13 protein-coding genes are annotated in these 12,743 nt (G+C 64.9%); 4 read left to right on the top strand and 9 right to left on the bottom strand.

All coding sequences use genetic code 11. From position 1 onward, the window contains the following. Nucleotides 1–140 precede the first annotated feature (140 nt). The 3 genes from AC1VV3_RS17980 to AC1VV3_RS17970 all read left to right on the top strand — a co-directional run bounded on the left by AC1VV3_RS17980 (nt 141) and on the right by AC1VV3_RS17970 (nt 3,924). Entirely contained in the window at nt 141–968 is an 828-nt protein-coding gene (locus AC1VV3_RS17980; RefSeq protein ID WP_482963129.1) for an MIP/aquaporin family protein, read from the top strand. A gap of 35 nt (nt 969–1,003) precedes the next feature. Continuing rightward, nucleotides 1,004–2,494 (top strand): glycerol kinase GlpK, encoded by a 1,491-nt coding sequence (gene glpK, locus AC1VV3_RS17975; protein ID WP_482963128.1) that lies wholly within the window; start codon nt 1,004–1,006, stop codon nt 2,492–2,494. Nucleotides 2,495–2,592: 98 nt separating this feature from the next. Beyond that, the gene (locus tag AC1VV3_RS17970; protein WP_465126994.1) at nt 2,593–3,924 is read left to right on the top strand and encodes an Hsp70 family protein; all 1,332 of its coding nucleotides are present in this window, start codon (nt 2,593–2,595) and stop codon (nt 3,922–3,924) included. A 28-nt stretch (nt 3,925–3,952) separates the two neighbouring features. Here AC1VV3_RS17970 and tenA read toward each other — a convergent pair whose 3' ends face one another. From tenA to AC1VV3_RS17940, 6 genes are all read right to left on the bottom strand, one after another. Continuing rightward, a complete protein-coding gene (gene tenA / locus AC1VV3_RS17965) occupies nt 3,953–4,615 on the bottom strand; it encodes a thiaminase II (RefSeq protein WP_482963127.1) in 663 nt (220 codons plus the stop codon). A 44-nt stretch (nt 4,616–4,659) separates the two neighbouring features. Further along, complete coding sequence (locus AC1VV3_RS17960) at nt 4,660–5,472, bottom strand: S1/P1 nuclease (RefSeq protein ID WP_465126993.1); 813 nt, start codon at nt 5,470–5,472, stop codon at nt 4,660–4,662. Nucleotides 5,473–5,539: 67 nt separating this feature from the next. Further along, on the bottom strand, nt 5,540–6,289 hold the full coding sequence (locus tag AC1VV3_RS17955; protein WP_482963126.1) for a hypothetical protein: 750 nt from the start codon (nt 6,287–6,289) through the stop codon (nt 5,540–5,542). Nucleotides 6,290–6,382: 93 nt separating this feature from the next. Further along, nucleotides 6,383–6,772: an SMU1112c/YaeR family gloxylase I-like metalloprotein gene (gloA2, locus tag AC1VV3_RS17950; protein ID WP_465126991.1), complete on the bottom strand. Its 390-nt coding sequence runs from the start codon at nt 6,770–6,772 to the stop codon at nt 6,383–6,385. A 121-nt stretch (nt 6,773–6,893) separates the two neighbouring features. Then, a complete protein-coding gene (locus AC1VV3_RS17945; RefSeq protein ID WP_465126990.1) occupies nt 6,894–7,412 on the bottom strand; it encodes a hypothetical protein in 519 nt (172 codons plus the stop codon). A gap of 69 nt (nt 7,413–7,481) precedes the next feature. Continuing rightward, complete coding sequence (locus AC1VV3_RS17940; RefSeq protein WP_243654207.1) at nt 7,482–8,129, bottom strand: hypothetical protein; 648 nt, start codon at nt 8,127–8,129, stop codon at nt 7,482–7,484. A gap of 251 nt (nt 8,130–8,380) precedes the next feature. On the opposite strand from AC1VV3_RS17940, the gene AC1VV3_RS17935 reads away from it, so the two are divergent. Next, complete coding sequence (locus AC1VV3_RS17935) at nt 8,381–9,139, top strand: enoyl-CoA hydratase (protein WP_465126989.1); 759 nt, start codon at nt 8,381–8,383, stop codon at nt 9,137–9,139. 6 nt (nt 9,140–9,145) lie between these two features. Here the strand turns inward: AC1VV3_RS17935 and AC1VV3_RS17930 are convergent, their stop codons facing one another. From AC1VV3_RS17930 to AC1VV3_RS17920, 3 genes are all read right to left on the bottom strand, one after another. After that, nucleotides 9,146–10,450 (bottom strand): replication-associated recombination protein A, encoded by a 1,305-nt coding sequence (locus AC1VV3_RS17930; RefSeq protein ID WP_465126988.1) that lies wholly within the window; start codon nt 10,448–10,450, stop codon nt 9,146–9,148. Nucleotides 10,451–10,477: 27 nt separating this feature from the next. Beyond that, nucleotides 10,478–10,777, bottom strand: coding sequence for a hypothetical protein (locus AC1VV3_RS17925; protein WP_132265711.1), 300 nt, complete (start codon nt 10,775–10,777; stop codon nt 10,478–10,480). Nucleotides 10,778–10,898: 121 nt separating this feature from the next. Further along, on the bottom strand, nt 10,899–12,734 hold the full coding sequence (locus AC1VV3_RS17920; RefSeq protein ID WP_465126987.1) for a sensor domain-containing diguanylate cyclase: 1,836 nt from the start codon (nt 12,732–12,734) through the stop codon (nt 10,899–10,901). Nucleotides 12,735–12,743: the final 9 nt, after the last annotated feature.

Genomic DNA, 12,743 nt, shown 5'->3' with positions numbered 1-12,743 from the left:
TTCGGTTCTCTGGCAACTTCACGGGATGACTTTCGTTTTCTGAAAATAGAGTTCGAAATACGAAAATGCAAACGAAACTGTTGACGTTCGTTCGAAAGCGTGTGCAGATGCCCGAACCAAGCAGAGTTGCGAGAGGATCCATGGTGGCAGATGACCTGCGCGCGCTGCGCGGCGAACTGATTTCCGAAATGCTGGCAGTGATCATCATCATCACGATCGGCGATTCCGCCGCTGCCATGATCACGCTCTACGATCCCAGCCCATACGCCCAGGCCTATTGGGGCGTCTGCATCGCTTGGGGCCTTGCCGTCACCATGGCGATCTATGTGACGGGCTCCGTCTCCGGCACTCACGCCAACCCGGCCGTCACGCTGGCGCTCATGCTGTTTCGCGGATTTCCGAAAAGGAAAGTGCTGCCCTACTGGGCCGCGCAAGTGCTGGGCGGGATGATCGGCGCGGCATTGGTGCTGCAACTCTATCATCCCGTGATCGACGCCTATAACGCCGCCCACGGCATGACCCGCGCCACCGGCGGCGCGGCGGGCGTGTTCTTCACGCATCCCGGTGAACATATCACGCCGATCCACGCATTCTGGGATCAGGTCATCCTCACCGGCATGCTGCTCCTGGGCATTTTCGCCATTACCGATGAGTTCAACGACATGGCACCGCGCGCCAATTCGGGCGCCTTGATGATCGGCCTGCTGGTTGCCATGATCGGCGCTTCGGGCGGTTACCTCGAAGCCTGGGCGATCAATCCGGCGCGCGATTTCGGCCCGCGCCTGTTTGCCTACTTCGCCGGTTGGGGCAGTTCGGCGCTGCCCAGCCCCGGCAATTACTGGTGGGTTCCGATCGCGGGGCCCCTTGTGGGCGGCGTGGCCGGAGCGGGCCTCTACCAGATCGCCATAAAGCCCTACCTGCCCTCGGGTCGCAAATCGGGGCAGGACGCCGCCGCATCTGACGCTTGACTGAAACGACAAGATACCCTCGGAGAGTCCCCGCTATGACCCAGCCCCGCCACGTTCTCGCCATCGACCAGGGCACCACTTCGACGCGCGCGATCATCTTCGATGACGCCGCTCGCCCGGTCGCGACTTCCCAATGCGAGTTCGAGCAGCACTACCCCGACCTGGGCTGGGTCGAACACGATGCGGAGGACATCTGGCGCGACACCGTGAAAGTGGCGCGTGAGGCTATCGAACGTAGCGGCGTCGGTGCGGCGGCCATAGCCGGGATCGGCATCACCAACCAGCGGGAGACCGTGGTCGTCTGGGAGCGCGAAAGCGGCAAGCCGATCCATCGGGCGATCGTCTGGCAGGACCGGCGCACGGCCCGGCTCTGCGCCGAGCTCAAGGCCGACGGCGCCGAACCCGACGTGCGCGCCCGCACCGGCCTGCTGATCGATCCCTATTTCTCTGCGACCAAGCTCGCCTGGATCCTGGACAATGTCGACAATGGCCGTGCGCGCGCCGAACGCGGAGAGCTGGCCTTCGGTACGATCGACAGTTTTCTGCTCTGGCGCCTGACGGGCGGGAAAGTCCACGCCACCGACGTCACCAATGCCGGGCGGACATTGCTCTACAACATTCGCGAACAGCGCTGGGACGAGGAACTGTGCCGCCTGTTCAGAGTGCCTGTGCAGATGCTTCCAGAAGTGCATGATAATGCACATATCTTCGGGATGACCAGCAAGGACTTGTTCGGCGTGGAGATCCCGCTGGCCGGTGTCGCCGGGGACCAGCAGGCCGCGCTCTTCGGACAGGCCTGCTTCGAAGCCGGCATGGCCAAGTCGACCTACGGAACCGGATGTTTCATGCTGCTCAACACCGGATCGGAAGCGGTGGCATCGGAGAATCGCGTGCTCACCACCCCGGCCTACCGCCTTGACGGCAAGATGACTTATGCGCTGGAAGGCTCGATCTTCGTGGCTGGCGCTGCCGTGAAGTGGCTTCGCGACGGCATCGGCGTCATCACCCATGCCCGCGAAACCAACGATATGGCCACGCAGGTTCCGAGCAACCACGGCGTCTACATGGTGCCCGCCTTCGTCGGCCTCGGGGCGCCCCACTGGGACCCGGACGCGCGCGGCGCGATCTTCGGGCTGACGCTTGGCGCCACCCAGGCCCATCTCGCGCGCGCGGCGCTGGAGGCGGTGTCCTACCAGACCATGGACCTCGCCCGCGCCATGGTCTCGGACGGTGGTGAGGAACTTGCGAAGCTGCGCGTGGATGGCGGCATGGCGGCGAACGACTGGCTCTGCCAGTTCCTGGCCGACATGCTCGACGCCCCGGTGGAACGGCCTGTCCATCTGGAAACGACCGCGCTGGGCGCCGCCTTCCATGCCGGTCTGGCAACGGGCGTCTGGCCTGACCTCGACGCATTGGCGGCAACCTGGACTCAGGGAAGCCTGTTCACCCCGCAGATGAGCGGCCAGACCCGCAAGGTGCTGATCGACGGTTGGCACGATGCCGTGCGGCGAACCTTGAGCAAGTAAACCGCGGGCAGCCGAGAGAGAGGGAGTTGCGCGAGCGGGGCGCGCCTGCGATAGGCGCGGCGCTCCGTTTTTTCGCGTTTGCAGCAAGGACCTCCCAGATGCCGGCCAGCACGGTCACTTCCCGTTCCGATGGTCCTCGCTCGGTCGGTATCGACTTCGGGACCACCAATTCGGTCATCGCGCTGGCAGACGATGCCGGAGGGGCCGAACTCGTGGAGTTCGCCGCGCCGGGTGGCCCCGGTTCGGTGTTCCGTTCGGCGCTTTGCTTCTGGCAGGAAGAGGGCGTGCCCGGCGGGCTGGCGCATGAGGCCGGCCCCTGGGCGATCTCGGAATTCCTCGAATTCCCGCAAGGCTCGCGCTTCCTGCAATCCTTCAAGTCGGTAGCGGCCAATCCTGCTTTCGAGCAGGCCACGCTTTTCGAGAAGCGCCTGCGTTTCGAAGAGTTGGGCCAGGTATTTCTCAAGCACCTCGTCGCCCATGCCGGGGATGCCCTGCGCGCCTTGCCCGAGCGCGTGGTGGTCGGCCGGCCGGTGCGCTACGTCGGCTCCCGGCCGGATGAGGCCCTGGCGCGGACACGCTACGATGCGATGTTCAAGCTGCTCGGGCGTCAGGTTCACTACGTCTACGAGCCGATCGGCGCGGCATTCAGCTTCGCGTCGCGCCTGACGGAACCCGCGACCCTGCTGGTGGCCGACTTCGGCGGCGGCACCAGCGACTTCTCGATCGTGCGCGTGAACGCACCGGGCACGGCGCGGCGCTGCGAGCCGCTGGGCTCTGCCGGTATCGGCATCGCCGGCGACCGCTTCGACTACCGCATCATGGACCATCTGGTGCTGCCGCTGCTCGGCAAGGGCGGCACCTATCGTTCCTTCGACAAAGTGCTGGAAATCCCGCCCGGCCACTTCGCCGACTTCGGCGACTGGTCGCGCCTGGCGATGATGCGTAACCGCCGCACGCTGGAGCAGTTGGCCAAGCTGAAGCACGGAGCGACCGATCCGGCCGCCATCGATCGCATGATCGCCGTGGTGGAGCACGAACTCGGCTTCGGGCTTTACGAGGCTGTCGGCCGCTTGAAACGAGCGCTATCAGGCGCGGACCACGGCGCTTTCCACTTCGAGAGCGAGGCACTGACCATCTCGGCCGATGTCAGCCGCGATGAATTCGAAAGCTGGATCGCGCCGGATCTCCAGCGCATCGGCGAGACCGTCGACAGTGCTCTGGCTCAGGCCGGGCTGCTCGCCGATGAGATCGACCACGTTTTCCTGACCGGTGGCTCCTCGCTCATTCCCGCGGTGCGCGCTCTGTTCGAGCAGCGTTTCGGGGATGGCCGCATCGCCACCGGCAACGAATTGACCTCGATCGCGCATGGCCTTGCGCTCATCGGGCAGTCGCCGGATCTCGACGAATGGGTCGCCGCGGAATCCGCCTGACGCGTTTGAAGCCCGGCGCCGGGAAGGCCTAGATCGGCCACTGCTCCTGGCGGTGGGCGGAATCCCAGAACATCCATTCAAAGCGCGTGGCGTTGCGGAAGGCCGTTGCCATGGCTTCTCGGGTCGCGGGCGAGGCATGTGCTGCGGCTTCATCCATCAGCCTGCACACGCGGTCGGTCGCCTCTCCGAAGGACGGCGCGGCATATGTGTCGATCCAGGCGGCATAGGGATTGGGAGAGGCCGCGCGCGGCTTGATCGCGCAGCCGACTTCCCAATAGACCCAGAAGCAGGGCAGGATTCCGGCGATCAGTTCTTCGTAGCTGCGGGTCGCAGCCAGGCTTGCAAGGTAGCCGGTATAACCCAGGCACGCGGGCGAAGCCTCGCTGCCTGCCGCCGTTTCCGCCGTCACGCCGAACTGGGCGAAGAAGGCCTGGTGCAGCGCTTCCTCGACCTGAACGGCCACTTTGGCGCCATCCGAGAATTCCAGTCGACCTGCCGCCGTGGGCGCGCGGGCCGCGGCGATTGCCAGCACGCGGGCATATTCGGCAAGGTAGAGGCTATCCTGTACGATGTAGTGGCGGAAGCTCTCGGGCGCGAGCGTGCCCTCGGCCAGCTCGTCCAGAAACGGATGAGCCAGGATCGCACGGCGCAGGGGCGCCACATCGGCCCAGATCGTTTCGCAAAAGCTCATGGTGTCCCCAGGTTTCGATGTCCGCACATCATTGGCCCCGCCCGTCACTTTGCGGCGGGCGCTTCCTGATCGAAGATCCAGTTCAGGTAGGCCGCGATACGGACACCCGCGCGTTCGAGGCGGTCATCGATTTCGGCGCGGTGCTGATATGCATAGTCCCAGGAAATGGAGGGCTGCTTCGGATAGATCGTCTTGCGCAGGGCGATGCTCTCCGAGGTCCAGACTTGCGGGTCGCGGACGTTCCAGGCAACGACCTGCTCGGGCGTGATCTTGCGCGACAGCCAGTGCGCATATTCGGAGTAGGACAGCGAGCGCTGTTCGATCATCCCGGAATCCCACACCGAGTGCAGGTTGGTTTCCTTGCCGAACCACGTCACCTTGAAGTCATTGCCGCCGCGGTCCGTGCCGCCGCCGACATGGAGAGGCTGGTGCAGATCGCCGATGATGTGGACGATGAAGCGCAGGGCCAGGCGCTTGTCCTCGATCGATGCCTTCGGATCGCGCAAGGTGGCGGCAAAGCGGGGCAGGGCGGTCAGCGCATCGCCTTCCGGCGGCGCGTCGGAAGCCTTGTAGGCATCGCCTTCGCGCACGGTGACATAGTGCCAGGGACTGGCCTTCTTCTGCCAGAAATCGGAAGGGTCGGACTTCATGTCGTCCGGCCAGGTCGCTGCTTCGGCCAGGTCTTCGTTGCCGAGCAGGAGGCGTACTTGAGCCCGGGCGACGCCGCTCAGGTTCTCGTCCGCGATGGCGCCGGTGATGCGGTGCCCAATCGCGCCCCAGGCCATGGCCGGCGCAGTGGGGGTGAGGGCGACGCCGAGGGCAGCGAAGAGCGAGGCGGCAAGAGTCGGATAACGCATGGTGCACTCCATACAGCAACCGGAGGCTCTTGCCAGTTGCCGCAAGCAAATCAATCGCCTGCGGCTGCTATCTGCACCAGAGTGCCATTTTCACGAGACGAGGCTGCGGGCACCCAGAGGCGGGCAGCGGCAGAGGCTGGCCCGCGCGCCACAGGCCGAGCCGATTGTAGATGTTCGGCATTTCGGCATCTATGACCGCGAGAGGATTTCCGTCCCCATAGGTCGTCGCACTGCGGAACCGCAGGACCTGCCGATAGGGGCCTTGCGGAGAGGGGCGATCGACGGTGATCCAGTAGCCATAGGGTGCATCGCCAGTAGGCTCGGCAGCGATCACGGCGCCCTGCAGCGGTCCCGCCTCGACATAGCGCAGCTCCTGATTGTTGTTCCGGCCGGTTCTCCGCGCAAATACCAGGGCGAAATCGTCTTTCACCCGGTCATAGGCGTAGAGTTGCAGGCCGATGCGCTGGTCGTTGTTGCCGGCGTGGAAACTTGCGAACTGGACCAGCAGCAGCGGATGTTCGCTGCCCGGCCGGACCACGTCCGCACGTTGGAGATAGTGCGGGACGGAGAACGCGTCGTCTCCAGCAGGAAGCCGCAAGGCCGCAGAAGTCGCGGGATGGCAGGACCGTTCCCGATCCCGGGAGATACAGGCTGTGATGGGTCCGGGGGCCATTTCGCCGGAAGGGTCTTCCTCCTCGCCGCCCTGCCTTACGGTCAATTGCCAGGGCGAGCGCGCTTCGAAAGGAGCAGCCAGGTCTACGGTCCGGATGACCTTTCCGGGGGTGGCATAAGCGGGTGCCGGCAACAGGCCCGCCATACAGAGCCATGCCGTCAAACCAAGCCGGTTCATGTAAGTTCTCGTCCTCACTATCAACAACAAGTCACTGTTTTAAAACACGATCATCCTTCGCTATCCAACCGGATCGACCTCGTAAAGTTCGAGCGGAAGCCCGTCGGGGTCGGTAAAGAATGTAAAGCGCTTGTCCGTGTAAGGATCGATACGGATCGGTTCGCAGGCCACGCCCCTGACTTCAAGCCTGGCCACTTCGGCATCGAGGTCGGCTACGGCGAAGGAAAGATGGCGCAGCCCGCAGGCTTCCGGCCGCGACGGACGTGGCGGCGGCTTGGGGAAGGAGAACAGTTCGATCTGGGCGTTGCCCGCGTCGAGGTCGCATTTCCAGGAGGCGCGCTCCTCGCGAAAGACCTCGCGGATGATCGGCAGGCCCAGCGTCTCGTGATAGAACGCTCTGGAGCGTTGGTAGTCCGATCCGATGATGGCGATATGGTGGATGGCGCGCATGGCGGCCCCTTAGCATCGCGCCGAACCGCTGTCCTCCTTCCGACTTTCGGTGAGGGTCCGGCTTGCGACAAGCTGCCCGGCAGCTTCGGCGGATCCGTGCCCTTACTGCCGGGGGCCAGGGTCAGGGTCTCCCTTGGTCGTAGGCTTCCAGCGCCGCGCGGTCTTCATTGGATACGAATTCGCAGGCCAGCAGCGTCTTGCCCGGCATCGCCGGACCCTCCCGCGCCACGATGGAGATCAGGCCCAGGTCGTTCATGCCTTGCTGTTCTTCAGGCAGAACCCGCGCAAAGCCAGTCGTGGAGGCGCCGAAAAGGTGGCTCTTCTCGGCCGACAGAGCGTACCGCTTGCCCAGTTCCGCCGCCACGGCGCCCTCCAGCAGCACGCCGACCGACATCCCGGCAAAGACGACATCCTGTGTCTTGAAGCCGTCCCGCTCGATCGGCGCAGGCAGATGATAGATCGCGGCGCCGAGCGAAGAAGTGTCGGGCTTGGCAAGCTTCTCCGCCGCTTCGTAAAGGTCCATGGCGTTGCTGGTGGAATAGGGCGGTTCACAAAGGGCAGCGGCAAGGAAGTCCGGCGTCTGCGCCGCAGCGTGGGAAGGTGCGGCCAGCGCGGCGACGAGCAGGGCAAAACGATTCATGACCGGGAATTGCACCATGTTTTCAGCAATTTCAACGGTTTGATGCCGCCTCGAAGAAAAGACCTGAGATCAGTTCTTCGGTGCCATCGGTTTCTGGGATCGCACTTCTCCCAGCAGCAGGCCGAGGTATTTCTCGGCTTCGGCCGACTGGCTCTTGGGGAAAGCGGCCGTCATCCGCCCGCTCCAATAGCCGTAGTTCACCGTGGTCAAGCTGAACAGCCAGGGCTGGTTGTCCCGATAACCGCTGAACGTGCCGCGATAGGCGTCCAGCTTGCGGTTGGTCGGGATCTTGGTGGGACCTTCCGAGACGATGGCGGGGGCAGCGAAGTGCGCCATCGCGGCTTGGCGCATGATCATGTAGTGATCGCGCGCAGACATATCGTCGATATGGAGGATCGCCATGCGCACGGCGATCTTGTCGCTTCCGCTGCCGATCTGCCGGTCGTAGCCGATGGCGACATATTCTCCGCTTGGGTCGTAGGCTTTCTCGCTAAGCCGTTTGAAACCTTGGAATTCTGCCGGGAAACGCAGCCCGCTGGCGGTGTGGACAAGCGTGGTCCCATCCGCCGCGAGGGTGAAGCCTTCGGGAACGTCCACGGAGGGGACAGCCGCCATGGGCGAAACGGCCGGGGAAGGCTGGGCGAGGGCCGGCGCAGCAATGCCGGCGGCCAGCAGCACGGCCAGCGCGCCAATAGAGGAACAGATGGTTGAAGGCATCGGCGTCAAATCCCCTGGTCACGGCGGCGCTGCGGTAAATGACGCCCCCGTCGCACTCAAGTCTAGGACCATTCACAAGTTGCAATCAACATTTGAATTGCGGGTGAATCTCTCGAATGTCGATAAACGTGCTTAACAAAATCCATGCGCGACTTCGAAGGCAGGCTGATTTCACGGAGGCTTGAGGCTTGGCGGTAATCGGCTAGAGCTTGGCCTCCTGCATGGAATTCGGGCAGGCGTTGGAGAGAAACATGAGTGAAGGCATTTTGGTGATCGATAGCGGCGGCGTTCTCGAGATCCTGATCGATCGGCCCGAAAAGAAGAATGCCCTCACCGCGCCGATGTACCGCGCGATGACGGCCGCTCTGGCTTCGGCGTCGGCGCGGCCGGACATCGGTGTGGTGCTGGTCGGCGGGCTGGGGGATGCCTTCTGCGCCGGGAACGACCTTGCCGATTTCATGTCCGGGCCGGATGGCGCCGAGGCCGCGCTCAATTTCATCCGGGCGATCGCGGTCTTCGAAAAGCCGCTGGTTGCGGCCGTGCAGGGGCTGGCCGTGGGTGTCGGCACGACGATGCTGTTTCACTGCGACCTCGTCTATGCCGCCCCAGACGCCGCCTTCGTCATGCCCTTCGTGAACCTGGGTATCGTGCCGGAAGCGGCATCCAGCCTGCTCGCGCCTGCCACTCTGGGCCATGCCAAGGCGGCGGCCATGCTGCTGCTGGGCGAACCGCTGGATGCGCAAGGCGCGGAGCGTGCGGGCCTGGTCACGGCGGTAGTGCCGGCAAACGCCTTGCTCGGCCATGCCCGGGCCAAGGCGGCGGCACTCATGGCCAAGCCGCCGGAGGCCCTGCTGGCGACGCGCCGGTTGATGAAAGGCGATCCGGCGCTCGTTTCCGCCCGGATCGAGGAGGAGGCGCGGATCTTCCGAGAGGCGCTGCAATCGCCCGAGGCGCGCGAGGCCTTCATCGCCTTTTTCGAAAAGCGTCCGCCCGTGTTCCGGCGCGGATAAGCCCGGTTACCCGGGCTCGCGTCGGGGCTGCTCGGCGCCGGTGACACGGCGCCAGTGCTCGTCTGCGCGGCGCTCGAACGTGCCGCTTTCGCGTGCCTCGCTGCGGTAGAGAGAGCCTTTGGGCATGGGCGAATAAACCTGATCCACCCAGCCGCGCGGATCGTCGTGAGGCCAGATATATCCGACGTGGCCGAGCTGGCTGGCGCCCTTGTAATGGGCATCGCGCAAGTGCAGCGGCACTTGCGCGGGCGGCTGCCCGGCCACGAATTGCAATGCGGCCGAGATGCCGCGTGATGCGGAAGCCGATTTCGGCGCGCGGGCGACGTGCAGGGCTGCATGGGCCAGGACGATCTGGGCTTCGGGATAGCCGATCTTCTCGACGGCGTGGAGCGCTGCCACGGCTGTCTGCAAGGCGGTGTTGTCGGCCAGGCCCACGTCTTCGGAGGCGTGGATCATGATCCGCCGCGCTATGTAGCGGGGATCTTCGCCGCCGTGGACCAGGCGCGCCAACCAGTAGAGGGTGGCATCCGCATCGGAGCCGCGCATGGACTTCACGAAAGCCGAAACGACATCGTAGTGGGCGTCGCCCGACCGGTCGTGGTTTACCGGCGCGGCGGCGTAGGCCTCTTCCAGCATGGCATCGGTAACTTCGAACGCCGCGTCGCCATGCCCGAGTGCCAGACTTTCGAGGGTCGTCAGCGCACGGCGGGCATCACCGCCGGACCGCCCCGCGACCATGCGTACCTGCTCGGGCGTCATGGCGATGGCAGCGCCCTCGGCGTGGAGGTGCTCGATCCCCCGGCGCACCACCTTTTCCATGTCCTCTATCGAGAGCGGTTCCAGTTTGAGGATGGTCGAGCGGGAGACCAGCGCCGGAGTGAGGACATGATAGGGATTGCCGGTGGTCGCGCCGATGAAGTCGGCGATGCCGTCTTCGCAGATCGCCAGCAGGTCGTCGGTCTGGGTGGCGGAAAAGCGCTGCACTTCGTCCACGAAGATCAGCAGGGGATGGACGCGCGCTTCATCCGCCAGCTTGCGGATTTCCGCGACTCCGGCGCGCGTGGCATTGAGCGGGCGGAAGGTCTTGCCCAGCATGGCGCCCACGGCCCGCGCGATCGAGGTCTTGCCGATGCCGGGCGGCCCGTAAAGGATCACGCTGCCCAGCGCTCCCGCCTTCACGCGCCGCCGCAGGATCGAGCCTTCGCCCACCACATGGCCCTGGCCGATAACATCGTCCAGCGAGGCGGGGCGGAGCAGGGCGGCAAGCGGCATCCTGCCGGCCGGCCCGGAACCTGCGAAGAGATCAGACATCGGTCATTTGAAAGTGCAGGCGGACGATCAGACCGTCAGCAGCAGCGTGTCGTCGCTTCGCGGCGCTGCAGGCTCGAAATCGGGGAGCGGTTCGAAAACCTCTTCAAGCAGTTCGGTCACTTCCAGGCCGGCGAGCTTGAACTGGCCGAGGCGGCGTTCTTCGGGCGAGCGCCATGCCTTGCTCAGGTTCAGCGCGCTGACGAAGAGGTCTCCGTGGCGCTCGAACATCAAATGCGGGGCGAGCTTGATGATGCCGCCGTTATAGCGGGCATTGACGGTGCGGCGAAACGAGATCGCTTCCATGAGAGAGAGACGGGTATCGATCATGCGCGTGTAGAAGCCAGTTCGGTATTCGGTAGATTTTGCATTGCAGCATTGTGAAGGCGACAACGGTTCGGCGCAAGAGCCTAGCGCATGACGAGCCACAGTTGATGCAGTGCGGTTGCGATCAGGCGCTGCGTCGTTCCTCGGGGTCGGTGGGGAGCGGCAGGCCCGTCCGATTGCGGCCGCCCTGCTTGGCCCGGTAGAGCGCGTCGTCAGCCTGGGTCATGATCGTGCGGCTTTCTTCGCCCCGCACGATCAGCGCAATTCCCACGCTTACGGTCGCTTCCACGGCGTTGCCGAGGGGATCGCGGATCGTCGTTTCCTCGAACCGCATGCGGATCCGCTCGCAGACCAGATGGGCCTGGTCGACGCCGAGACCGGCCAGCAATACGGCAAATTCCTCACCGCCAAGGCGGGCCACGAGATCGCCCTCGCGAACAGCGCCGCGCAGAATCGAGACGAAGCGCACCAGCACATCGTCTCCGGTGGCATGGCCGTGGCGGTCGTTGATGCGCTTGAAATGATCGAGATCGAACAGTGCCAGGCATCCCGTCGGGGCTTCGTCGGCAGCGGGTTCCGCAAGGGACTGGCCGAGCACGGCGAGAAGCGCCTCGTCGAAGGCGCGGCGGTTGCAGGCGCCGGTCAGGTGGTCGGTCATGGCCTGAGCGGTGAGGCTTTCCACCAGCTGCCGTCGGCGCGTTATTTCGCGGATGATGCTGACGGTGCCCGAAGTCTGCCCGTCCTCGTCGAGGATGCCGCGGATATGGCTTTCCACCCAGACGATGTCGCCGTTCTTGCAGCAGACCCGATATTCGAGGATCGCCGTCTGGTCAGGGTCGGCCAGCGCGCGGCTGCGTGCTTCGAGGATGGTGGGCACGTCGTCCGGCAGGATGAGCTTGAACATCGAGCTTCCCACCAGTTCGGCAGGCGCATAGCCGGTGACCTGCCTGGCCGAAGGCGAGGCGTAGCGCACCGTACCGTCCGCGCTCACGCGCACGACGATGTCGCTCATGCGGTCGAGCACTGCGCGGTGCAGCGCCTCGGCGGCGTGCAGGCGGTCCACCAGGCGGCGGCGCGAGCGCAGTTCGGCGGCCAGCGGCAGGATGATAAGCACGATGGAGGCGAAATAGATCTGCAGGACCTGGAGCTTCATGGCCATTGGACCATGAAGCAGGGTCGTCGGCCCGCGTCCTGCCAGGGAGAACGACAGGCCGATGCTCACCAGGATGACGATGGAGGAAATCGCACCGAACCGCCCCAGTCGCAGAGTGGCCGCGACCATCGGCACGAAGGGAATGATGACCAGCGGTATCACGTTCTGACCGAAGGTGATCAGCGAGGCCGCCACCACCAGTCCGAGCAGTATGGCCGCTTCGCCCACCCGCTTGCTTCCGGCTGCGGCGATCCATTGGCGGGTTTCGCCGCGCAGGGACAGAAGCACCGGCGGTGCGAAAGTCACGAAGCCGAGCGCATGGCCGGCATACCAGTCGAGCCAGGCTTTCCAATAAGGGATGCCGCTTGCGGCATGGGCGCATAGGGCCGCGCCGAAAGCTGCTGCCGCCGGGACCAGCAGTCCTGCGACAAGCAGGAACATGCCGACTTCGGGCAGCGACTGGAACCTGCCGAAACGCGGATAAAGCCGGCGCACCAGCCAGGCGGCGGAGACCGCCTCGGCAATGCAGAGCAGGGAGAGCGGCACGGCCACCAGGCCGTGGAAGCCGAAAAGCATGGAGGCGCAGAACCCGACCGGCGCGCATGCCAGCGCGATGCCCGCCCAGCGCCAGCGCGGCGTGCTGCTCAGCCTTGCGAAAAGGATCGGCCCTGCAAGCCACACGATGGCGATGCCGGCGTCGAAACGCGTCAGCTGCAGGGCGATGGCCGCGCAGACGAAATAAGTCGTGGCTGTCAGAACGGCCTCGCGCAGCGGCAGGCGAAGTCGTCTGGGGAACGAACGGGGCATCGCGCATGG

The organism is Novosphingobium sp. BL-S-34 (genome assembly GCF_056857015.1).
Note: the sequence above shows the minus strand (reverse complement) of the source record. Positions and strands in the feature narration are given on the sequence as shown.

Bases quoted from the DNA above. Each gene is read 5' to 3' on its own strand.
- AC1VV3_RS17980 (WP_482963129.1), top strand. From the start codon at position 141: ATGGTGGCAGATGACCTGCGCGCGCTGCGCGGCGAACTGATTTCCGAA.
- glpK (WP_482963128.1), top strand. From the start codon at position 1,004: ATGACCCAGCCCCGCCACGTTCTCGCCATCGACCAGGGCACCACTTCG.
- AC1VV3_RS17970 (WP_465126994.1), top strand. From the start codon at position 2,593: ATGCCGGCCAGCACGGTCACTTCCCGTTCCGATGGTCCTCGCTCGGTC.
- tenA (WP_482963127.1), bottom strand. From the start codon at position 4,615: ATGAGCTTTTGCGAAACGATCTGGGCCGATGTGGCGCCCCTGCGCCGT.
- AC1VV3_RS17960 (WP_465126993.1), bottom strand. From the start codon at position 5,472: ATGCGTTATCCGACTCTTGCCGCCTCGCTCTTCGCTGCCCTCGGCGTC.
- AC1VV3_RS17955 (WP_482963126.1), bottom strand. From the start codon at position 6,289: ATGGCGGGCCTGTTGCCGGCACCCGCTTATGCCACCCCCGGAAAGGTC.
- gloA2 (WP_465126991.1), bottom strand. From the start codon at position 6,772: ATGCGCGCCATCCACCATATCGCCATCATCGGATCGGACTACCAACGC.
- AC1VV3_RS17945 (WP_465126990.1), bottom strand. From the start codon at position 7,412: ATGAATCGTTTTGCCCTGCTCGTCGCCGCGCTGGCCGCACCTTCCCAC.
- AC1VV3_RS17940 (WP_243654207.1), bottom strand. From the start codon at position 8,129: ATGCCTTCAACCATCTGTTCCTCTATTGGCGCGCTGGCCGTGCTGCTG.
- AC1VV3_RS17935 (WP_465126989.1), top strand. From the start codon at position 8,381: ATGAGTGAAGGCATTTTGGTGATCGATAGCGGCGGCGTTCTCGAGATC.
- AC1VV3_RS17930 (WP_465126988.1), bottom strand. From the start codon at position 10,450: ATGTCTGATCTCTTCGCAGGTTCCGGGCCGGCCGGCAGGATGCCGCTT.
- AC1VV3_RS17925 (WP_132265711.1), bottom strand. From the start codon at position 10,777: ATGATCGATACCCGTCTCTCTCTCATGGAAGCGATCTCGTTTCGCCGC.
- AC1VV3_RS17920 (WP_465126987.1), bottom strand. From the start codon at position 12,734: ATGCCCCGTTCGTTCCCCAGACGACTTCGCCTGCCGCTGCGCGAGGCC.